This window comes from Mesonia ostreae (genome assembly GCF_031845265.1).
Taxonomy (GTDB): domain Bacteria; phylum Bacteroidota; class Bacteroidia; order Flavobacteriales; family Flavobacteriaceae; genus Mesonia; species Mesonia ostreae.
Genome location: NZ_JAVRBG010000002.1, coordinates 71,803 through 93,382 on the forward strand (window position 1 = coordinate 71,803; position 21,580 = coordinate 93,382).

The 21,580-nt window shown below is 34.0% G+C and carries 21 protein-coding genes; 13 read left to right on the forward strand and 8 right to left on the reverse strand.

Annotated features, from left to right (window positions below; translation table 11 throughout):
• Positions 1-44: 44 nt before the first annotated feature.
• The 11 genes from RLT85_RS02315 to tsaB all read left to right on the forward strand — a co-directional run bounded on the left by RLT85_RS02315 (position 45) and on the right by tsaB (position 10,021).
• Positions 45-683 carry a TlpA family protein disulfide reductase gene (locus RLT85_RS02315; RefSeq protein WP_311400438.1) on the forward strand — a complete coding sequence of 213 codons (639 nt, stop codon included), beginning with the start codon at positions 45-47 and terminating at the stop codon, positions 681-683.
• Positions 684-686: 3 nt separating this feature from the next.
• The gene (locus tag RLT85_RS02320) at positions 687-1,307 is read left to right on the forward strand and encodes an SCO family protein (protein WP_311400439.1); all 621 of its coding nucleotides are present in this window, start codon (positions 687-689) and stop codon (positions 1,305-1,307) included.
• Between the two features lie 6 nt (positions 1,308-1,313).
• Complete coding sequence (locus tag RLT85_RS02325) at positions 1,314-1,850, forward strand: DUF420 domain-containing protein (RefSeq protein WP_311400440.1); 537 nt, start codon at positions 1,314-1,316, stop codon at positions 1,848-1,850.
• A 9-nt stretch (positions 1,851-1,859) separates the two neighbouring features.
• Positions 1,860-2,090, forward strand: a complete 231-nt coding sequence (locus RLT85_RS02330; RefSeq protein ID WP_311400441.1) for a CAMCR motif-containing small membrane protein — start codon at positions 1,860-1,862, stop codon at positions 2,088-2,090.
• A gap of 102 nt (positions 2,091-2,192) precedes the next feature.
• Entirely contained in the window at positions 2,193-2,894 is a 702-nt protein-coding gene (locus RLT85_RS02335; RefSeq protein ID WP_311400442.1) for an ABC transporter ATP-binding protein, read from the forward strand.
• Positions 2,887-4,131, forward strand: coding sequence for an ABC transporter permease (locus tag RLT85_RS02340; RefSeq protein ID WP_311400443.1), 1,245 nt, complete (start codon positions 2,887-2,889; stop codon positions 4,129-4,131). Before RLT85_RS02335 ends, RLT85_RS02340 begins: the two co-directional genes overlap by 8 nt.
• A gap of 1 nt (position 4,132) precedes the next feature.
• Entirely contained in the window at positions 4,133-5,398 is a 1,266-nt protein-coding gene (locus RLT85_RS02345; RefSeq protein WP_311400444.1) for an ABC transporter permease, read from the forward strand.
• 25 nt (positions 5,399-5,423) lie between these two features.
• Positions 5,424-6,545, forward strand: a complete 1,122-nt coding sequence (locus RLT85_RS02350; protein WP_311400445.1) for an efflux RND transporter periplasmic adaptor subunit — start codon at positions 5,424-5,426, stop codon at positions 6,543-6,545.
• A 55-nt stretch (positions 6,546-6,600) separates the two neighbouring features.
• Positions 6,601-8,037 carry a TolC family protein gene (locus RLT85_RS02355; protein WP_311400446.1) on the forward strand — a complete coding sequence of 479 codons (1,437 nt, stop codon included), beginning with the start codon at positions 6,601-6,603 and terminating at the stop codon, positions 8,035-8,037.
• A 2-nt stretch (positions 8,038-8,039) separates the two neighbouring features.
• The gene (locus RLT85_RS02360) at positions 8,040-9,332 is read left to right on the forward strand and encodes an efflux RND transporter periplasmic adaptor subunit (protein ID WP_311400447.1); all 1,293 of its coding nucleotides are present in this window, start codon (positions 8,040-8,042) and stop codon (positions 9,330-9,332) included.
• Between the two features lie 2 nt (positions 9,333-9,334).
• Positions 9,335-10,021 carry a tRNA (adenosine(37)-N6)-threonylcarbamoyltransferase complex dimerization subunit type 1 TsaB gene (gene tsaB, locus RLT85_RS02365; RefSeq protein ID WP_311400448.1) on the forward strand — a complete coding sequence of 229 codons (687 nt, stop codon included), beginning with the start codon at positions 9,335-9,337 and terminating at the stop codon, positions 10,019-10,021.
• On the opposite strand, the gene RLT85_RS02370 is transcribed toward tsaB, so the two are convergent.
• The 4 genes from RLT85_RS02370 to RLT85_RS02385 all read right to left on the reverse strand — a co-directional run bounded on the left by RLT85_RS02370 (position 10,018) and on the right by RLT85_RS02385 (position 14,683).
• Entirely contained in the window at positions 10,018-10,785 is a 768-nt protein-coding gene (locus tag RLT85_RS02370; protein ID WP_311400449.1) for a hypothetical protein, read from the reverse strand. The two genes, tsaB and RLT85_RS02370, sit on opposite strands and share 4 nt — an antisense overlap.
• A gap of 87 nt (positions 10,786-10,872) precedes the next feature.
• On the reverse strand, positions 10,873-11,667 hold the full coding sequence (locus RLT85_RS02375) for a hypothetical protein (RefSeq protein ID WP_311400450.1): 795 nt from the start codon (positions 11,665-11,667) through the stop codon (positions 10,873-10,875).
• A 93-nt stretch (positions 11,668-11,760) separates the two neighbouring features.
• Positions 11,761-12,585 (reverse strand): mechanosensitive ion channel family protein, encoded by an 825-nt coding sequence (locus RLT85_RS02380; protein ID WP_311400451.1) that lies wholly within the window; start codon positions 12,583-12,585, stop codon positions 11,761-11,763.
• A 76-nt stretch (positions 12,586-12,661) separates the two neighbouring features.
• Positions 12,662-14,683, reverse strand: a complete 2,022-nt coding sequence (locus tag RLT85_RS02385) for a thioredoxin domain-containing protein (protein WP_311400452.1) — start codon at positions 14,681-14,683, stop codon at positions 12,662-12,664.
• A 129-nt stretch (positions 14,684-14,812) separates the two neighbouring features.
• On the opposite strand from RLT85_RS02385, the gene RLT85_RS02390 reads away from it, so the two are divergent.
• On the forward strand, positions 14,813-17,077 hold the full coding sequence (locus RLT85_RS02390) for an inorganic phosphate transporter (protein WP_311400453.1): 2,265 nt from the start codon (positions 14,813-14,815) through the stop codon (positions 17,075-17,077).
• 86 nt (positions 17,078-17,163) lie between these two features.
• On the opposite strand, the gene RLT85_RS02395 is transcribed toward RLT85_RS02390, so the two are convergent.
• Positions 17,164-18,078: a NifU family protein gene (locus RLT85_RS02395; protein ID WP_311400454.1), complete on the reverse strand. Its 915-nt coding sequence runs from the start codon at positions 18,076-18,078 to the stop codon at positions 17,164-17,166.
• Positions 18,079-18,295: 217 nt separating this feature from the next.
• On the opposite strand from RLT85_RS02395, the gene RLT85_RS02400 reads away from it, so the two are divergent.
• Positions 18,296-19,315, forward strand: a complete 1,020-nt coding sequence (locus tag RLT85_RS02400) for a PorP/SprF family type IX secretion system membrane protein (RefSeq protein WP_311400455.1) — start codon at positions 18,296-18,298, stop codon at positions 19,313-19,315.
• On the opposite strand, the gene murI is transcribed toward RLT85_RS02400, so the two are convergent.
• The 3 genes from murI to RLT85_RS02415 form a co-directional block, all read right to left on the reverse strand.
• A complete protein-coding gene (gene murI, locus RLT85_RS02405; RefSeq protein ID WP_311400456.1) occupies positions 19,312-20,112 on the reverse strand; it encodes a glutamate racemase in 801 nt (266 codons plus the stop codon). The genes RLT85_RS02400 and murI overlap by 4 nt on opposite strands.
• A gap of 70 nt (positions 20,113-20,182) precedes the next feature.
• Entirely contained in the window at positions 20,183-20,698 is a 516-nt protein-coding gene (locus tag RLT85_RS02410) for an OmpH/Skp family outer membrane protein (RefSeq protein ID WP_311400457.1), read from the reverse strand.
• A 45-nt stretch (positions 20,699-20,743) separates the two neighbouring features.
• A complete protein-coding gene (locus RLT85_RS02415) occupies positions 20,744-21,547 on the reverse strand; it encodes an OmpH/Skp family outer membrane protein (RefSeq protein ID WP_311400458.1) in 804 nt (267 codons plus the stop codon).
• Positions 21,548-21,580 lie beyond the last annotated feature (33 nt).

Sequence of the window (21,580 nt, forward strand, 5' to 3'; positions counted from 1 at the left end):
AAAGCCGTCTTTTATTTTTTAAGATCTAAAGCAATACGCCAAAAATGAAAAAATTTACAATTCTCTTTGTGCTTTTTGCACTTCCAATTTTAGCCTATCTTTTCTTCGCTTCTGGAGTTAATAATTTTGCTAAGCTTCCAACCATTACTCCGCAAGTAAAGAATTTAAACTCTTTTTCTTCTTTTAACGGAAAACCACTTCAGTTTAAAGACAAAATCACCATTCTTATGTTTTATGGAGATAATATCAATGTAATGGAGGGTAATGCGTTTAATCTCAATGAAAAGATTTACGATAAAAATTATAACTTTAATGATTTTCAATTTGTTGCTATCGCAAAAGATGGTCAACAGCAAGCAGCAAAGGATCTTTTAGCAGAATTATCTATAACTACAGATATTGTGAAATGGAATTTTGGTTTTGCTTCCGCGGAAGCGATCCAAGAATTGTTTCATAGCTTGGAGACCAATTTAAGCTTAAACGAAGATTTAGCCAATACCCACGCTTTTATAATCGATAAGAATGGCAGTTTAAGAGGTAGAAAGGGAGAAGATGATCATTCTAAAATTGAAAATTATGGTTACAATACCAGTTCTGTGGGCGAACTGAATAATGTGATGGATGATGATGTAAAAGTGATACTTGCAGAATATAGATTGGCTTTGAAAAAGTATAATAAATAGGCTATGAAAAACTATTCTTACGTAGGCATTTCCTTAGTGATTCTTATTTTTGGAATTTGGGCAGTGCCAAAAATTATAGCTAAATTTACTACGCCAGATATGGCTGAAATAGGAGAGGTACCTAAGTTTTCTTTTACCAATCAGGATGGAGAGACCATAACAAATGAAGATTATAGAGGAAAGGTATACGTAGTTGAGTTTTTTTTCACAACCTGTCCTACGATCTGCCCTAAGATGAATGAAAATATGGTTAAAATTCAAAATGAATTTTATGGCAATCCTAACTTTGGAATAGCATCCTTTAGCATTTATCCTGAGCATGATACGCCAAAGGTGCTTAAAGCTTACGCCGAAGAATACGGCGTTGCAATTCCCAATTGGAATATGTTAACGGGAGAGCGAGAAGCTATTTTTGAGTTGGCTAATACAGGTTTTAACCTCTACGTAGCAGAAAATAAAGAAATGGATGGTAATTTTGAGCATTCAGGTTATTTTGCTTTGGTAGATCAAGAAGGAGTCATACGCTCTAGATATGATGATTTTGGCAATCCAATTGCTTTTTACAATGGTTTGGATAAAAAAAATATAGAAATGCTTAAAGAGGACATTAAAAACTTATTATAAAATACCATGGGTGCATTAAAGAAGACAGATAGAATTGTGGTGCCAGTTATTATTATTTTATCTGTGATCATTCCATTAGTTGTTCTTGTTCTTATGAACATGCCAGCGCGGTATGATATTTTTGGGTTGGATATGGGAACGTATCCATTTTTTCACGCGATGCTTAACGGCGCAACCGCATTTCTTTTATTAGTGGGCTACATTCTCATCCGTAAAGGAGAGAAGAAATTACACCGTAACGTAATGATTACGGCGTTCTTTTTATCTTGCATATTTTTAGGAAGTTATGTAATCTCTAAATTAAGTAACGCACCAGTTCCTTATGCTGGCGAAGGTTTTTTAAAACCTATTTATTTGTTTGTGCTAATTACGCATATTGTGCTTTCTATAGTTATTGTTCCCTTAGTTTTATTTACAATGTATCGTGGCCTAACAAAAGAATATGTAAAACATAGGAGAATCGCACGCTGGACATTTCCTATTTGGTTGTATGTTTCGGTAACTGGGGTTTTGGTGTATTTATTTATGTTGCCTTATTATTAAATGTTGATGATGAAAAAAACAATTTCTTTTTTACTGATTGTAACGATTTCGCTAATTTTTAATGTGGCTTACGCGCAATGTTCTATGTGTAGAGCAGTATTAGAAAGTGATGTAGATGGCGGTGCAGCAGAAGCTATTAATGATGGAATTGTATACCTAATGGTTTTTCCTTACATTCTTGTGGCTGGAGTAGGAGTCGCTATTTATAGACTAATGAGATCAAATAAGTCTTCTACCTAAATGTTAAATTTACTGATTATCTAGTACATCTCTTGTAACGAATCCTGTTTTTCTTAGTCTTATGGTTAACTACTGCGCTTTCGCGGAAGAAAAAATAATCCTATGATAGACATAAAAGACCTGCATAAATCGTATAAAACAGGAGCTACTTCTTTGCATGTACTTAAAGGCATCAATTTTAGTGTAAAAGAAGGAGAATTGGTTTCTATAATGGGTTCCTCTGGCTCTGGGAAATCTACTTTGCTTAATATTTTAGGCATGTTAGATGAAGCAGATGCAGGTTCTTATCATCTAGATAATGTGCCTATAAAAAACCTTAACGAAAAAATTGCTGCTCAATATAGAAACAAATTTCTTGGTTTTATATTTCAATCCTTCAACCTTATAAATTATAAAACCGCTTTAGATAATGTGGCGATGCCGTTATATTATCAAGGTGTAAGCAGAGGTGAGCGTCTAGATAGATCTATGGCTTACTTAGAAAAAGTAGGATTAGCACCGTGGGCAAAACACTTACCAAACGAGCTTTCAGGAGGACAAAAACAACGTGTCGCCATAGCAAGAGCCTTGGCGAGTGATCCTAAAGTTCTACTAGCCGATGAGCCAACAGGCGCTTTAGATACTAAAACTTCCTACGAAGTGATGGATTTGATTCAGGGGATTAACGATGAAGGAAAGACAATTTTAGTAGTAACACACGAAGATGATATTGCGCATATGACCAAGCGAATCGTCAATCTTAAAGACGGTGTGATTATAGATGATTCTATGGTAAAGCAAGTAAGAGCTAAAGATAATGTTTAATCTAGCACGTTGGGAAGAGATTTTTGAAACCATTAGCAAAAATAAGCTAAGGACATTTCTTACGGGCTTATCTGTACTTTCTGGAATTTTTATTTTAGTTATTCTATTAGGTGTTAGCCAGGGAATGCAAAACGGGATTTCAAGTCAGTTTCAAGAGGATGCCGCCAATATGATTTATGTTTGGACGGGGGTTACATCCGTAGAGTACAAAGGGATGAACCCTGGAAGAGAAATTCAGCTTCGCAATAAAGATTACGATCAAATTGTAAAAGCACATGAAAATGAATTAGAACATAAGTCTTCTGTCTATCGTATTTGGGGCGGAATGGTAAATTATAAAAAAGAGTCTGGGAGTTATCGAGTAGAAGGAATTTATCCCGATTATCAATTTCTAGAAAATCAGACGATGCTCAAAGGCCGTCACATTAATATGTTAGATGTGGATCATACCACTAAGAGCATAGTGATTGGTAAAAAAGTAAACGATGATTTGTTTAAAAATGAAGAAGCGCTGGGAAAATACGTTAAAATCTCTGGAGTCAATTTTAAAGTAGTGGGGGTATTTACAGATCCTGGAGGAGAGCGAGAAGAGTCTAGAGTATTTGTGGCTATTACCACAGCGCAAAAAGTGTTTGGTGCTCAAAACAAAGTAAGTAACTTATCTTTTAGCTTACCTATGGAGGATAACTTTGATAAAGCTACCGCGGCCTCGGTTCAGTTTTCTGAAAAATTAAAGGATAAACTTAAAAAAGCTCATGATGTAGCGCCAGAGGATGATAGCGCTATTTCTGTAAATAACTCTTTAGAGAATGCGAAACGTTTTTATGAACTCATGTCCATGATAAAAATGTTCTTTTGGTTTGTAGGGATTGCAACAATCTTGGCTGGGGTAATTGGGGTAAGTAACATTATGCTCATAATCGTGAAAGAACGTACGAAAGAAATAGGAATCCGTAAAGCTTTAGGTGCACAACCGTTATCTATTGTAACCATGATTTTACACGAGTCAATTTTCGTAACCGCCATCGCAGGATTTTTAGGTCTATTTTTAGGTTTAGTGTTGTTAGAATTTGTTGGACCTATGGTAGAAACGGAATTTATCACCAATCCTTCGGTTAATTTTAATATCGCCATAACTACGGTAGTCATACTGATTTTTGCTGGGGCTATCGCCGGATTTTTTCCCGCTTGGCGAGCAGCCAGAATTAAACCCATTATAGCCTTAAGAGACGAATAGTATGTTTAGTAGAGATAAATGGAACGAAATTATAGAATCCCTAACCTCCAATTGGTTTAGAACCATACTTACAGCCTTTGGTGTGCTATGGGGAATCTTTATTTTAGTTATTTTGTTGGCAGCAGGAAAAGGTTTAGAAAACGGAGTAAAACAAGGTTTTGGAGGTATGGCGACCAATAGCATGTTTATGTGGACGCAAACGGTATCTAAACCCTACAAGGGTTTACCCAAGGGTAGAAGATATAGCTTTAAAACCAAAGATGTTCAAGCGATTAAAGATAATGTGCCAGGGCTTCAATATGTTTCTCCTAGAAATCAACTGGGAGGTTTTGGAGGATCTAATAATGTGGTACGCGGACTAAAATCTGGGGCTTTTAATGTGTACGGTGATTATCCCGAAATTATCAATCAACAACCTTTAGACATTACGGCGGGTAGATTTATAAACTATAATGATATACACGAAAAACGAAAAGTTGCGGTTATTGGTGAAGGAGTAAGAACTAATATGTATGATAAGGAAGAGGCGGTGTTAGGAAGTTATATCAAAATCAACGGAGTTAACTTTCAAGTAATAGGAACCTATAAAAAGAAAAGTACTGGCGGAGGAAATTCTGAAGAAGATCAAAAAGAAATTTATGTGCCTTTTACCGCTTTTTCCCAAGCCTTTAATATGGGAGATTTGGTAGGATGGATGGCAATTACAGCAGACGACAATCATTCCATCACCTCACTTAAAAGTGGAGTTTTTGACGTGATCAAGAAAAATCATAGCATACACCCAGAGGACGAACGGGCCGTTGGAAACTTCGATTTATTTGAAGAATACAACAAAATAAGCGGTTTGTTTACCGCCTTAAATTTTGTAGCCTATTTTGTAGGGATTTTAGTATTGCTCTCTGGCGTAATTGGGATTTCTAATATTATGTTGATCGTAGTAAAAGAAAGAACTAGTGAAATTGGCGTTCGAAGAGCTTTAGGAGCAACTCCTTGGAATATACGTGGACAGATATTATTAGAGTCCGTTTTCTTAACAATCATTTCGGGTATGGCAGGAATTATTTTGGCTACTGGCGTGCTTTGGTTGGTAAATTATGTGCTTGCTTCACAAGATACTTCAGAAATGATGTTTCTCAATCCAAGTGTAGATTTAGTTACGGTGATTATCGCCTTGGTAATCTTAGTGATTTCGGGCTTATTGGCAGGTTTAATTCCAGCCCAAAATGCCATCAGAATAAAACCAGTAGACGCATTAAGAACAGAATAAGAATATTTAAAATCAATCTATAAAAATGAAAAGAGTACTAACCATCATTGTTTTAATCGTTATAGGTGTACTATTTTTTGGTTCCTTATACTATTTGTATCAGAAGAATCAAGAAAGTCCTGTGGTCTATGAAACCGAAAAGCCATCCAAGCAGACGATTGTAAAAGAAACGGTTGCCACCGGAAGTATTGTGCCTAAAGATGAGGTGCTTATCAAACCCAATATTTCTGGAATTATAGACAAAATCTATATTGAAGCAGGAGACAATATTAAAGAAGGAGACTTAATTGCTCAGTTACGAGTGGTGCCTAATGTTTCTAACTTAGCCAGTGCAAAAAATCAGATTTCAACAGCAAAGATAGCAATGGATAATGATAAGAAAAGTTACGATCGTCAAAAAGAGTTGTTTGATAAAGGAGTTATTTCTGCCAATGATTTTGATCAAGTGGAGGCAAATTACCGTCAATCTCAACAAACCTATAATGCGGCGCGACAAACTTTTGAGATTATTAAAACAGGAACCACAAGTGGCGTAGGTAACGCTGCCAACACTCAAATACGTTCTACCATTACGGGAATGGTTTTAGAAGTACCTGTTAAAACGGGAAACCAAGTAATTGAAGCTAATAATTTTAATGAAGGAACCACCATTGCTACCTTGGCGAATGTAGATAAGATGATTTTTGAAGGAAAAGTAGATGAATCTGAAGTAGGGAAAATCAAAGAAAACTTGCCGTTAGAAATTACAATTGGTGCCATAGAAAATAAAACTTTTGATGCGGTTTTAGATTATATCGCACCCAAAGGATTAGATGAAAATGGAGCTATTCAATTTGAAATTGAAGGAACTTTAAAAAATCAAGATAGTACTTTTATTCGTTCAGGGTTAAGTGCGAATGCTTCTATTATTTTAGATAAAGTTGAAAATGTTTTAGCGATAAAAGAGTCTTTGGTTCAGTTTGATTCTGATACTAAAGAGCCATTTGTGGAGCTAAAAACAGGAGAGCAGGAGTTTAAACGACAAGAGGTGAAGCTTGGCTTGAGTGACGGAATTTACATTCAAGTTTTAGAGGGTATAAATGAAAATGATGAGATTAAAGTTTGGAATCAGGTGAAACCTGCAGAGAACTTTGGTCAAAAAGACTAAATTTAATTGTAACAAAACTATAATGAAATCTACATATATACATAGAAACCTTTTTATGAAATCAATATCTAGCTTTATTATTCTTTTTTTCTTGACATTTACTTTTCAAGCGCAAGAAAAAAAATGGACGTTAAAAGAGTGTGTTAAGCACGCTCTAGAAAATAATATTTCTATCCGTCAGTCTCAATTAGATCTTGAAATCTCAGAAATAGATAAAAAAGATGCTATTGGTAACTATTTACCGTCCATAAATGCAAATGTTTCTAATTCTTGGAATACAGGTTTAACCCAGAATGTAACTACAGGGGTTTTACAAAATCAAACTACAAGGAATTTATCTGCGGGGGTTACGGTAGGGGTGAATATTTTTAACGGATTGAGTAATTTGAGACAATTACAGAGAGCAAAATTGTCTAGAATGGCTAGTATGTATTCTCTAGAAAAAATGGAGGATGATATAACACTTTTTGTGGCGAATGCCTATTTAGAAGTGTTAGTTAATAAAGAAACTGCAAAAGTTTTAAAAGAACAAAACCAAGTAACACAAGAGCAATTTACAAGAACACAAGACTTAGTAGATGCGGGAGTTTTACCACAAGGTGATTTGTTGGAAATTAAAGCTACTAATGCAGATGAAAATCAACAGATAATTATTGCGGAAAATGCGGTAAGATTGTCGTTAATTAGTCTTGCACAAACATTGTTAATAGATGATTACGAAAGTTTTGATGTAGTAGATGAAACCTATGGTGTTCCAGTTAATGAAATTTTACAAAAGTCACCACAGCAAATTATTGAAAATGCAAGAAAAGAAAGATCAGAAATTAAAATTGCTGAATCTAATGTAGAATTGGCAGAGAAAGATGTTCAGATTGCTAAAAGTGGGTATTTACCAAGCTTAAGTGGATTTTTTAATTACAATACAAGAGAGTCCGGAGCAAATCGTTTTGGACAGGGTGGAATAGATCCCAATTCACCTTCTCAAGTTATCGGTCAAGTTGAATCTACAGGAGAGGCGGTTGTAGCTCCAAATTTTGCTCTATCCACATTACCACCTCTACCATTTTTTGAACAATTATATCTCAATGATGGTATTAGTTACGGACTTCAATTAAATGTTCCTATTTTAAATGGTTTTTCTACAAGAAATTCCGTTCAACGAAATAAAATAAATATTCAGAGAGCAGAATATCAATTAGAGCAAGCAAAACTAGATTTAGAATCGAATGTGTATCAAGCTTATGTAGATGCTCAAGGAGCGGCAGAAGCTTATCAAGCAGCAGAAGTTGCTGTAGAATCGCAAGAGCTGGCTTACGATTATGCAAAAGAACGCTATGATGTTGGACTAACAAATGCTTTTGATTTTAGTCAGTCAAAATTTAGATTGTCAAATTCACAAAGTCAACTTATCAGAAATAAATACGATTATATTTTTAAATTAAAGGTTTTAGAGCTCTACTTTGGTGTAGACGCAAAAGATATTAAGTTATAATTATGAAAAAAAAGACACTTGTTATAATTGTTGCCTTAGTTGTAGCGGTTATTTTGTTATTGGTAGTTGGTAAAAAAAGCGGATGGTTTGGTAAAACTGGAAACTTTAAACAAGTTGAAATAACTGCCATTAATGAAATAGATATAACCGAAACGGTTTCGGCTACAGGGAAAATACAACCTGAAGTTGAGGTAAAGCTTTCTTCAGAAGTTTCGGGTGAAATTATTGAGTTACCAATCCAAGAAGGTCAAACCGTAGAAAAAGGAGACTTATTGGTCAAGATTAATCCAGATTTATACCAATCTAGCTTACAGCGATCTCAAGCAAGTTATCAAAATATACAAGCTTCTTTAGCGCAAAGTAAAGCGAGTTTAAAACAAGCAAAAGCCAACTATGACCGAAACAGAACTCTTTTTGATAAAGGGGTGATCTCAAAATCTGAATGGGATGCTATTGTTTCTGAGTATGAAATGGCTCAGGCTTCAAAAGAATCGGCGTATTACAATGTGCAAAGTGCCGCAGCTTCTGTAAATGAAGCCAAAGATAACTTGGGTAGAACTACCATTTATGCGCCTATGTCTGGTACTATTTCAAAATTAGATGCAGAGTTGGGAGAACGAGTGGTGGGAACCCAACAAATGGCAGGAACAGAAATTTTACGTGTAGCCAATCTTGCAGAGATGGAAGTAGAGGTAGAAGTAAATGAAAATGATATTGTAAAAATCGCCATAGGAGATTCTGCTATCGTAGAGGTAGATGCTTATCTAGGAAAAGAGTTTCAAGGGGTGGTAACTGAAATATCCAACTCTGCCGCAGATAATTTAACGGCAGACCAAGTGACTAATTTTGACGTGAAAGTAAAGATTCTTAAAAAATCTTATCAGGACCTTACGGAAGGGAAACCAGAAAATTTCTCTCCTTTTAGACCGGGAATGACGGCTACGGTAGATATTATCACCAATAAGAAGAAAGATATTATAGGAGTTCCTATTAGTGCGATTGTGATTAAAAACGATACCACTTCCGTAAAGAAAAATACCAATCAAAATGTAGAATCTAAATCGGCTTCCAAAAGGACCAATACAGATGAAACTTTTGAATGTGTCTTTGTAAAGAATGGAGAAGAAGCTAGGTTACAAGTGGTAAAAACCGGTGTGCAAGACGATACGAATATAGAAATCTCTGAAGGTTTAAAAGTAGGCGATGAGGTGATTATAGGTCCGTACAATACGGTTACCAAAAGTTTAAAAGCGGGAGATAAAATAGAAGTGAAAAGCAATTTAGAAGAGAAATAATTTTGGCTTTAATATTAGTATTAGAAACGACTACCATCAATTGTTCTGTTGCCTTAGCAGAAGACGATAAAGTAATTGCGATAAAAGAAGATAAAACTCCAGGCTATTCTCACGCAGAAAAACTTCACTTATTTATAGAGGCTGTCTTAAAAGAGGCCAAGAAAGAGCTGGCAGATTTGGATGCAGTAGCGGTAAGTAAAGGTCCCGGTTCTTATACGGGATTAAGAATAGGCGTTTCCGCAGCAAAAGGCTTGTGTTACGCGCTAAATATTCCGTTAATAGCGGTAAATACACTTACCTCTATCGCTCATCAATACAAGTCTCTAGACTTTAAGAATACTTATGTGATTCCTATCTTAGACGCACGCAGAATGGAAGTCTATACTTCAGTTTTTGAGTTGAAAAATGGTGAGTTAATTCCAATTTCGAGTGTAGAAGCTAAACTCATTGATGAAAACTCGTATGCAGAATTTAATGGGAACAGACTTTTTGTAGGAGATGGAGTACAGAAAATTGAAGATACGATTCTAGACAAGGAGAATTCTATGTTTGTACAGAGCCTTCCTTCTACGAGAGAGATGGCAAAATTAGCTTATGACAAATACAAAATAAGCGACACTGAAGATGTCGCTTATTTTGAACCTTTTTATTTAAAAGATTTTGTGATTCAGAAGAAAAAGAAAGCTTAAGAATTTTCCGTTACTTCATTGTAATACTTTGTAAGAGTGATTAGATCTTCCTCTTCATTACTTCTTCTAAATTTTAATTTATTGTTTTTAATGTACTTTTCTAATTCTTTATTGTGATCTGGAAAAGCATCTGCAGCTCTTCTTTTGTGAGCTTCAATAGAGAAAAGCTCATTATTTACAGAAATAAAATAATTTTCTTCATTTTTTAATCTAGGTTTTTTATCGCTACTCATAGGTGTATTAGATTTTTGACCAGGAGTAAATTTCTGACTGATTCTTTTTAATACTTGTGCGTCATCATTTTCATTTAAAACAACAAGGTAACCATTATTGGCTTTGTTAATGAAGATAGGAAGCTGATTAATAAAAGTAAATTTTGTACCATCTATCACAATATCATACTTTGGATTTCTTTCCATAATTAAAGTTTCCTCTTCTTGTGGAGATTTTTTGGCTTCGAAAGTATCATCATATATTCTATATCTTAGATAGACAGAGATTACTTGCCCGGTTTCTTTATCAATCACTTCTCCTTTCTTAAATTCATCATCATAATACATAGAACCAATAACGTTCGTATTTTCTATCTTTTGACCATTTTTAATGAAGTAATTGGTATTATTTTTAATATTGTTATTAAAATTATCAACAGTAGATATCATTTGCTGAAACTGAGATATGCTTGAAGGAGCAATGGCAGGAGATCTTTGCGCAAATGAAAATGTAACGGTTAATACAGCTAATAAAAGGGTAATACGTTTCATATATTTAATTTAAAATTTGGATTTGTAATTTACAAAAAAATTGTATTCTGAACACAAAGTACAATTTTTATTCCAAATTCTTAATTATTATAAATTTCCGTAATAATTAACCAGTTTATTTAAATCTTCATCTCTAGAACTCTCTTTAAATTTTAGATTATCCTTCTTAATAAATTGCTTTAATTCTTTTTGATGATCAGGAAACGCTTTATATGCTTTTCTTTTATGAGGCTCTATTTCGGTAAGTTTATTATCAATAGCAATAAAGTAATTTTCATTATTTAAAAGTCTAGGTTTTTTATTACTCTCCATAGCAGATCTTGCCTTTTGACCAGGAACATATTTTTGGCTTATTCTTTTAACTAAAGAGACCTTATCATTTTCAGCCATCACCAAAACGTAACCATTATTAGCTTCATTAATAAATACAGGTAATTTATTGATAAAAACGAAATGACGATCATCATATTTAACATCAAATTGGTTTGATCTTTCCATAATAAGGGTGTTCTCGTCCTCCGCGGCTTTTCTAGCTTCAAAAGAATCATCAAAAATTCTATACCTCACAAATAAGTTAATGACTTCCCCAGTCTTTTTATAAATAACTTTCGCTTTTTTAAAATTACTTGAAAGATACATATCACCAATTACATTTATATTTTCAACTTTCTCTCCTTTTTTGTTAATAAAAAAGTTGGTGTTGTTTTTTAGATTGTTATTAAAGTCATCGATTTTATTGAGAGCTTTGTCCCAATCAGTTTGTTTCGTAATAAGGGCTGATCCTTCAGGGATTACTATAGGTTCTTGACTAAAATTTAATAATTGAGCAAAACTTGGAGTACTTAACAAGATAATCATTAATAAAAAGAGTAATTTTTTCATGATAATAGTTTTTAGTTCATACGTGATATTGTTAAAAATACTAAAAAAAAACGCCAAACTATTAATTTGGCGTTTAATATTTAATAAAAAGGTTTAATCCTTAATAATATGAATATCTCTTTGTGGGTAAGGGATGCCAATTCCCGCGGCATCTAACCTTACTTTAGCCTCTTCAATAGTATACCAGTGACATCCCCAGAAAACATCATTATAGGCCATAAACCTAAGTGATAGATTTACAGAATTATCTGCAAGCTCAGTCACCACTACTTGCGGAGCAGGATCTTTATGAATATCTTCTTGCTCTGTCATCAAGTTCATTAAGATGTCTTTTGCTTCCTTAATATTTGCATCATAAGAAATTCCAATGCTAATCGCATCTTTTCGTTTTCCTTCCACGGTATAATTAACAATATTATCATTAGATAATTTACCATTGGGCACTACCGCCAATTGGTTTCCAAAAGTATTAATGTGGGTGTAAAAAATAGAAATTTCTTTTACACTACCAGAAACTCCTTGAGCTTCAATCCAATCTCCAATTTTAAATGGTTTTAAAATGATAATGAGTACACCTCCCGCAAAATTGGCTAAAGAACCTTGCAAGGCTAAACCTACCGCCAAACCAGCAGCACCAATTATAGCTACTAAACTTGTAGTTTCTATTCCTAACTGAGTGATGGCAGTAATAACTACCAAAATCTTTAGAACCCAACCTAATATATTAAGAATAAAATTTTCTAGAGCAAGATCATAGTCTCTACTCTTAAAAAACTTGGCTACATAGCGTACAACCAATTTTGCTAGCCACCATCCAATCACAAAAATGGCAATAGCAGCCACTAAATTAGGTAAAAAGTCAATTAGCTTTTGACCATATTCTTTTGCGTAATACTCAACATTGTTTAACTTATCCATGTTATATATTTTTAAAGCCGATAATAATTAGTTTTTTTATCTATAAAAACTTTTCGTTGTTTAAGTTTTGTTAAACTTACTTGAATAAAATCTGATGAAGAATTTCTATATTCTCTTTGGTTGGTTTTTGGCAAGATAGTTCTTTACATAAAAACATATATTTATTTTCATCGCTTTCGCGGAAGTCTTTCTGGGTAAGATGAAAAGGCATTTTAGGACTTAATAGTACATTGGGAAGATACCTCTCTAAAAAGTAGGATTTGTTCTTGTGGCATGCTTCTCCAAAACTAAGGCTATAATAAGGGTGCGTATAGTTGAGGTAGGTATTCATCCATTCGCTATAATTGGATGGAGTGCTACTAAAAGAATCTGCGTAAGTATGAAGCATTTTTTTCACGATATCGGAATATTCTTCTGTGTTGCTTAGTTTTCCCATCATAAAAAGATTATTGCACATGACGGCATTAGAACTAGGAATCACATTGTCATGTACTTCAAAAAGACGGGTAAATAAATAGGTGTTCTCTCTAGAAGATAAATGAAATAAAGTTTTTTCTTCATTAAAAAATTCCGCGAAAGCGATATCTGTTAACTGCTCTGCTTTTGTAAGCCAAGTTTTTCCAAAAGTCACTTGGTAGATTTGTAAATAAGCTTTAATTAAAAAAGCATAATCCTCTAAAGTCCCTAAAATTTGCTTTTCACCATTCACAAAATTCTTAAATAATTTTCTGTCGAATAATTTTTCCCAGATCGCGTTAGCAGTTTTTAATGCCAAGTTTAGGTAATATTTGTTTGAGGTAGCTTCATAATAATCTATGAACGAAGAAATTGTAAGCGCGTTCCAGCTGGTTAAGCACTTGTGATCTAAAAGCGGTAACGGTCGTTTCAATCTTTCTTGGTGCAAGATTTGAAGACAATTCTCTTCTTTTTGCTTTAGTTGTTCTTGGGTTAAATTATATTTATCTAAAAGCTCTTTGGAATCTTCGGTTTTGAAAAGTATATACCTTCCATTTTCCCAATATCCTTTATGATCGATATTGTAAAGCTCTGAAAATAAGTCAAAATCCTCCTTTAAAAGTTTTTGCAGTTGCGATTTTGTCCAAGTATAATAGGCGCCTTCTTCTTGATCTCCCTTTTCATTAAGACTATCGGCGTCATAAGAAGCGTAAAATAAGCCTTCAGGGTTTCCTAATTTTTTCTCTATGAACCACAATGTTTTCTTAGCTGTATCTTTAAACAAGTCTTCCTTAAAAACTTGATAAGCTTTCGCGTACAAAGAAGCTAGTTGTGCGTTATCGTAAAGCATTTTTTCAAAATGGGGAATGTGCCATTTGTCATCTACTGTATACCGAGAAAAGCCACTGCCCACGGCATCGTTAATTCCGCCTTGAGCGATTTTAGTGAGGGTAAACTTTACATAGTTTAAAACATTCTCATTGTTTTCCTGAAAGCCATAACGCAATAAATACTGCAATTGATTAGGCATCATGAATTTGGGTGCATTTTTATCTCCGCCATAAGTCCAATCAAAATTTTGCGACCATTTATTTACGGCTTCTTTTAGGATTTCTTTTTTAAAACCCTTGTTTTCAGGCTTTTCTATGAGTTGGGTAGAAAGAATACCTTGCTCCAGTTTTTCGGCATACTCTTCCATCTTTGCGGGATCTTTTTGATATATATCCTTTAATTGATACAAAGCACTCAGCCATTGTTTTTCGGGTACATAAGTAGCTCCCCAAATTGGTTTTCCGTTAGGCAAGGCAATAATATTAAGCGGCCAGCCTCCCTGTCTGGTCATAATTTGCAAAGCGAGCATATAGATTTGATCTACATCTGGATGTTCTTCTCTATCTACCTTTATAGAGATAAAGTTGTCGTTCATCATATGGGCGACATTTTGCTTTTCGAAAACTTCTTTTTCCATTACGTGGCACCAATGGCAAGCGGTGTACCCTATACTAATTATAAGAAGCTTGTCTTGTTTTTGGGCTTCTTGTAAAGAATCTTCTTCCCAAACTTGCCAATGAATAGGATTGTTGGCGTGTTGTAATAGATAAGGACTCGATTGGTTCTTAAGATTATTTTGCGCAAAAGTCATTTGGTTGTATTATTTTAGTTTTTTGTTATTGAAGTTTTATTCTTGAAAGTTAATGTTTTGATAACAATAAAAATAAGATAAAGAAATAGGAAATATACACTTTTGCAGCTTCAGATTTAATTCTTTTTTATGGAAACTACTTATATCGTAATGCTTACGATTTTATTTGCACTAGCAATAACAGATTTGGTTGTTGGGGTAAGTAATGATGCAGTAAATTTTTTAAATTCTGCTATTGGATCTAAAGCCATATCTATAAAAACCATTATGATTGTGGCCAGTATAGGAGTTGCGGTGGGAGCGATTTTTTCTAGTGGTTTAATGGAAGTCGCCCGAAAAGGTATATTTGTTCCCGGTCAATTTTATTTTGACGAGATCATGATTATTTTTCTGGCAGTCATGATCACAGATGTCTTGCTACTCGATTTCTTTAATTCTTTAGGATTACCCACATCAACAACCGTTTCTATTGTTTTTGAATTGTTAGGAGCTGCCGTAAGTGTGGCTTGTATAAAATTGTATCATATTGGAGAGGGCTATGAATTACTTTCTAACTATATAAATACTTCTAAAGCTTTAGAAATTATTATTGGAATTTTGCTCTCGGTCGTCATTGCCTTTAGCATAGGAGCCTTGGTTCAATACCTTTCTAGACTCGTATTTTCTTTTCAATTTGAGAAGAAAATAAAGTATGTAGGAAGTATTTTTGGAGGGATTTCTATCACGGCAATCACCTATTTCATTTTTATAAAAGGGATGAAAAGTATTTCTTTTATTCCTACAAATGTAAAAGATTATGTAGATAATAATACCTTAATCATCATTTTAGGAAGCTTTATCGTCTGGACTTTATTCTCTCAAGTATTAATGAGTATTTTTAAAGTTAATATTTTAAAGTCGATTATTCTTATTGGAACCTTTGCTCTGGCTTTGGCTTTCGCCGGAAATGATTTAGTTAACTTTATAGGGGTTCCTATTGCGGCTTGGCAATCTTTTGAATTGTGGCAGGAGGCTTACCTTTCTACAGGCATTCTTCCTTCTCAATTTAATATGGTAGGACTCGCTGGCGCTGTGCAAACACCAGAATTGTTGTTAGTTGCGGCAGGAGGAATTATGGTAGTTACGTTATGGTTTTCTAGTAAGGCAAAAGCGGTAGTAGATACAGGAATTAATTTGGCCAGACAAGGAGATGGCGCAGAACGTTTTCAACCCAACGCGTTATCTAGAGTTATAGTAAGATATTCGGTGTATTTATCTAACGGAATTTCTGTTGTTTTACCATCTACCGTAAAAAATAAAATAGATGAGAAATTTCAAAAGCCAAAAGAGCTCGTTAATGATAGAAGAATTGATGCACCCGCTTTTGATACGGTAAGAGCTTCGGTTAATTTGGTGGTGGCCAGTATTCTAATTTCTATAGGAACCAACTTAAAGTTGCCACTATCTACTACGTATGTCACATTTATGGTAGCCATGGGTACTTCTTTGGCAGATAGAGCCTGGGATAGAGAAAGCGCCGTGTATAGAGTTGCTGGAGTTATTAATGTTATAGGAGGTTGGTTTGTAACGGCTATTGTTGCTTTTATAGCCGCAGCCATATTTGCAGCGATTATATGGTATGGAGGGATGATTGCCATTGTATTATTAGTTCTATTAGCTGTTTCTTTAATCGTAAGAAGCGCCGTTTTACACACTAGAAAAGTAAAAGCCGAGAAGAATAAAAAGCGTTTTAATAGAAATGATATTATTACCATTAATGAAATTACGATAGAAACATCGCAAAATATTTCTAATGTAATCAAAGGAATCAATAAGCGCTACAGTAAAGTAATAGACCATTTGGGCTATCACGATTTAGGAAAGCTAAAAAAGGATACTAAAAAGCTTAACGTGCTCGAAGATGAGGTAGATGAATTAAAAGATAACGTTTTCTACTTTATAAAATCTCTAGAAGAAAACTCTGTGGAAGCAAGTAGATTTTATATTCTCTTTTTAGATCATATACAAGATATTGTGGAGTCGATTGCACAAATTACACGATCTAGTTACAAGCACGTTCACAATAATCATAAAAATCTAAAATTTAATCAAATTAGAGATTTAAAGAGTATTGATAGAGAGTTGCAGGTAGTTTTTGATGAAATTATAGAAACTTTTGATAGCCAATCATTTGAGAATATTAACCATATTATTGTGCAGAAACAAGCGCTTATCGAAAAGGTTTCAGAGCTAATACAAAAACAGATTACTCGTATTCGCACTTCAGAAACGAGTCCGAAAAACACCAAATTATACTTCGGACTTCTCTTAGAAACGAAAGATATGATCAATTCCACAATCAATCTACTACAATTATTTGAGACCTATTATGAAGATGCTAAACGAGAATTTTAGTACTAATTAATAATTGTATAAAATAAAAAAGCTCCTCATTGGGAGCTTTTTTATTTCTTTCAAGAAGTTGAGGCAGTAAGGAGAAATTAACCGTTTATCGCTTCTACCGTTTGTACTTTATCTTTCAACATTTCTTTTAACATATTTTCAATTCCGTTCTTAAGTGTAATCGTAGAAGAAGGACATCCGCTACAAGCGCCTTGCAAGATGACTTTTACGGTCTTGGTGGTTGCATCATAAGACTCGAACATAATATTCCCCCCGTCACTGGCAACGGCAGGTTTTACGTATTCATCCAAAATGGAAACAATTTCTTTAGAAGTTTCATCTAGATGCTCTGTAGCTGGTGTAGAGCTGTTGGTCTGACTTTTTGCAGTATTGCGTTGTACAGCAACTTCTTCTTCTAAGATTTCTCTTCCTTCTTCGAGATAACCTCTAATAAACTCTCTTAACTCTAAGGTGATGTCATTCCACTCTGCAACATCATATTTAGAAATTGAGACATAATTTTCATCTAAAAAAACCTCTTTAACAAATGGGAAGTGGAATAGGGCTTTCGCTAAGGGCGACTTTGAGGCCTCATCAATATTCTTAAATTCTATAGATTGTATCACTAATTTTTTATTGGCTATAAATTTCATCACTCTTGGGTTTGGAGTGACTTCTGCGTATACTGTTGTAGGAGTTTTTTTGGGTTTAGCTACTGGATCTTTGACGATTTGAATCCCCGAATTTAAAAGCTCTTCCAGTTGGATTTTTAATTCCTCTTGAACATCCTTCCATTCTACTAGGTCAAATTTCTCTATCGCAACAAAATTTTGTGCTAAATAAACCGTTTTAACAAAAGGAAGATGAAATAATTTTTGCGCTAAAGGCGATTTAGAAGCTTCATCAATATTCTTATATTCATAGCTTTTATGGTTCACTAAAAACCGATTTGCCTCGAATTTTAGTATAGATTTATTGGCTGTTGACTTTATTTCTATAAGGTAATTACTCATAATCATAAATTTTAAACAAAAATACTAAAAGAAATACAATGAAATGAATATATTTACGGCTTATATGGAGAAATAAAGTACGATTAAAAGCCTCAGAAAGTACTGTTTTTATGTTAATTTTAGTGCTTCTGTTAAATAAGATTTAAATATTATGGTTATAAATTTTTTACTTTTTCCCATTTTGTTTTAATTTGACGAGATAATACCCTAATGAAATATGAAATCTATCAAAACCTACTTGTTTCTTGTAATTATTGCCCTACCATTTTTGTCTCAAGCTCAAGAACGAGGAATTCCTGTTTACTCAGATTACCTAACCGATAATCTTTATCTAGTACACCCATCTATGGCTGGCGCTGGTATAAGAAATAAGATTCGTCTTACCGGAAGAAGACAATGGTTCGATGTAGATGATGCTCCTTCTTTAGAAACCTTAAGTTTAAATGGAAGAGTAGGAGAAAATATTGGTATTGGAGGTATTTTATACAACGATAGTAATGGTCGCTTTTCTCAACAAGGAGTTTATGCTACTTTTGCTTATCATATTTTACTCTCTAGAGACCGTGTATATTTAAACCAATTGTCATTTGGATTAAATGTGGGTGTTTTACAAGAAAAATTGGATGAAAGCGATCTTATTGGGGGTACAAATTTTGATGATCCTATTATTTCGGGAACAGAGCAGCAAGATTCTTATTTTAATGTAGATTTTGGAATGTCGTACTATTTTCTAGAATTCTATTCACACTTTACAGTGAAAAACTTAATTCCGCAAAAGCGTGATATTTTTTCTGAAAATTTTGAAACCGATAACCAAAGACAATACTTACTCTCTTTAGGATACTTAATCGCGCCGTATGGTTCAGATTGGTCGTATGAACCCTCTGTGCTTTTTAAAATGAAAGAAGAAACTTCAGAATCATCAATAGATGTAAACTTTAAGGTATATAGGCAGTTCGATTTTGGTCAATTATGGGGTGGTCTTTCTTATAGAAGAGATTTTGATGGCGCAGAATATAGCACCGATGGTTTGTCGACTATAGAAAATCAAAAATCACAGTATGTATCTCCGTTTTTAGGAATCAACTATAATGATTTTATGTTTGCATATACCTATACTTATCAAGCAAATTCTGTAGTATTAACTAGTTCTGGTTTCCATCAAATTACTTTAGGATATACCTTTGGGAAAAACAAAGAACCATACCACTGTAATTGTCCTGCAATTAACTACTAAAAATCTAAGTAAGAAACCTCAACTATTTCAGGTCTATCTTTATTAACCAAATAGTCTAGTACCTTAGGATTTTGATTAGAATAAAATATAGAGGATTTTTTAGGTCCCTCATAAAGCAGTTTTGCATCTTGTAAAACTGCTTTTGTTTGTCTTGCCACCGCTTCACCAGAATCTATAATTTTTACTTCTGAAGGTAGAATCTCCTTAATTAAAGGGATTAAATAGGGATAATGGCTACATCCTAGCACCAAATAATCTATTTTCTTTAGCAGCATAGGTTGCAATAATTCCACTAATAAGTCTTTCGTTTGCTGGGAATTTAATTCCCCTTGTTCCACAAGCGGCACTAGTCCCTCTCCAATTACCTCAATCAATTCAATATCTTTTGCAAAAATTTTTGCTGTTTTGGCAAATAGTTTACTCGTTAAAGTACCTTTAGTCGCTAGAATGCCAATGACTTTAGTAGTGCTTTGAAGTGCTGCGGGTTTAATGGCAGGTTCTATACCAATAATAGGAACATCAAAAGTGGATCTTAGTTCTTTAATGGCGTTAGTTGTAGCTGTATTACAAGCAACAACGATAATCTTTGCGCCACGATTTAGAAGGAACTCTGTATTTTTAAAGGATAAATCAATAATCTTCTGTCTAGATTTAGCGCCATAGGGAGCGTTTTTACTGTCTGCTAAGTAAATTATCTGTTCGCTTGGTAAAAGTTGCTGTACAGCCTTAAAAATAGAAGTGCCGCCAACGCCAGAGTCAAACATTCCAATAGGAGAAGATTTATTTATGATTTTCATAGTAGAGTAAAAATAAAAAAGCGTTTCTATTTTAGAAACGCTTTTTAAGTATTTTATGAAAAAAATAGAATTAGATTCCTAACTCCTTCTTTACATCGTTAGCTAGATCATAACCGTCTGCTAAAAGTACCCCACCAGCTCCAGTAGTTGAGTCTAGAACATAATCATAGCCTTTTGCTCTTGCAACTTTTTGGATAGCAGTTCTTGCTTTCTCGTAAACAGGTCTTAACAATTCAGTCTCTTTCTTTTGTAATTCCTTTTGAGCATTTTGCTGAAATTGAACAATTTTCTCTTGAGTGGCTTGTAATTCTCTAGCTCTGGTCGCGTTTTCTTCTTCAGTTTTTGAAGTTGCTTCAGCTTGGTAACGTTGATTTTTGTTTTGAGCTTCTTTTAATAAGTCATCAATATCTGCTCTATAGGTATTTTCTAACTTTTCTAACTGCGACATAGCAGATTGGTACGTGGGCATAGATTCTATAAGTTCTTGTGTGCCTACGTGAGCAATTTTAGAACTTTGAGCATTGGTAAATCCAATGGCACCTAACATAAACGATACGGCTATTAATACTGTTTTAAATTGTTTCATCTTTTTAAAATTAATGGTTTGTTACTTAATTGATATTTATTGTTATTACCTATTTCTAGCGTTTTCTATACTATCTCTTCTGCGCTCTCTATCTTCTAATAGTTTTCTTCTTCTTTCATCATATGCGGCTTGCCTTGCAGCTCTAGCCGAATCTCTTTTAGCTTGGCGATCTTCTAACAACGCTTCTCTTTCATTTACTTTAATCTGTCTCTCTCGCTCTCTTTTTGCCTCTTCCGCAGCATCTTTTTTGGCGCCTTCTACAGATTTGTATTTGTCATCTGTCTCTGCCACCTCATTAGCTCTATTTTTATTGTCTGTTTTTCTTGCTGTTCTTTCAATCATAGATAATATTTGATCGCTAATATCATGACGGTCAGCAGAAAATAACATTAACGCATCCGCGGAATTTTCAAAAATAAAATCGTACTCTCGTTTAAGGCCAATTTCTTGCACTGCATTAAAAACTTGGTCTTGAACCGGCTGAACCAATTGTCTTTTTTGAACCATCAAATCTCCTTGCGCTCCAAATCTTTCATTTTGATAATCCAACACTTTTTTTTCTTCAAAAGTAATTTCCTCTTCTCTTTCTTCTATAAGCTCTTTGGTTAATAAAGCTCGTTCATTTTCTAGATTTTGCTTCATATCATCTACCTCGCTCATCATCAACTCAATTTCAGACTTCCATTTTTGAACTTTACTTTCTAATTGCTGATTGGCTTGTTGGTATTCTGGAATATTTTTTAAAATATAATCCATATCAATATAAGCAATCTTGATTCCTCTTTGCGCATTTGCCTGAAAGCTAAATGCTATTGCCATCATAATAAGAAGTAAATTATTTTTTTTCATCATCTCGAGTTCATGTTAGAAAATATCGTGCCA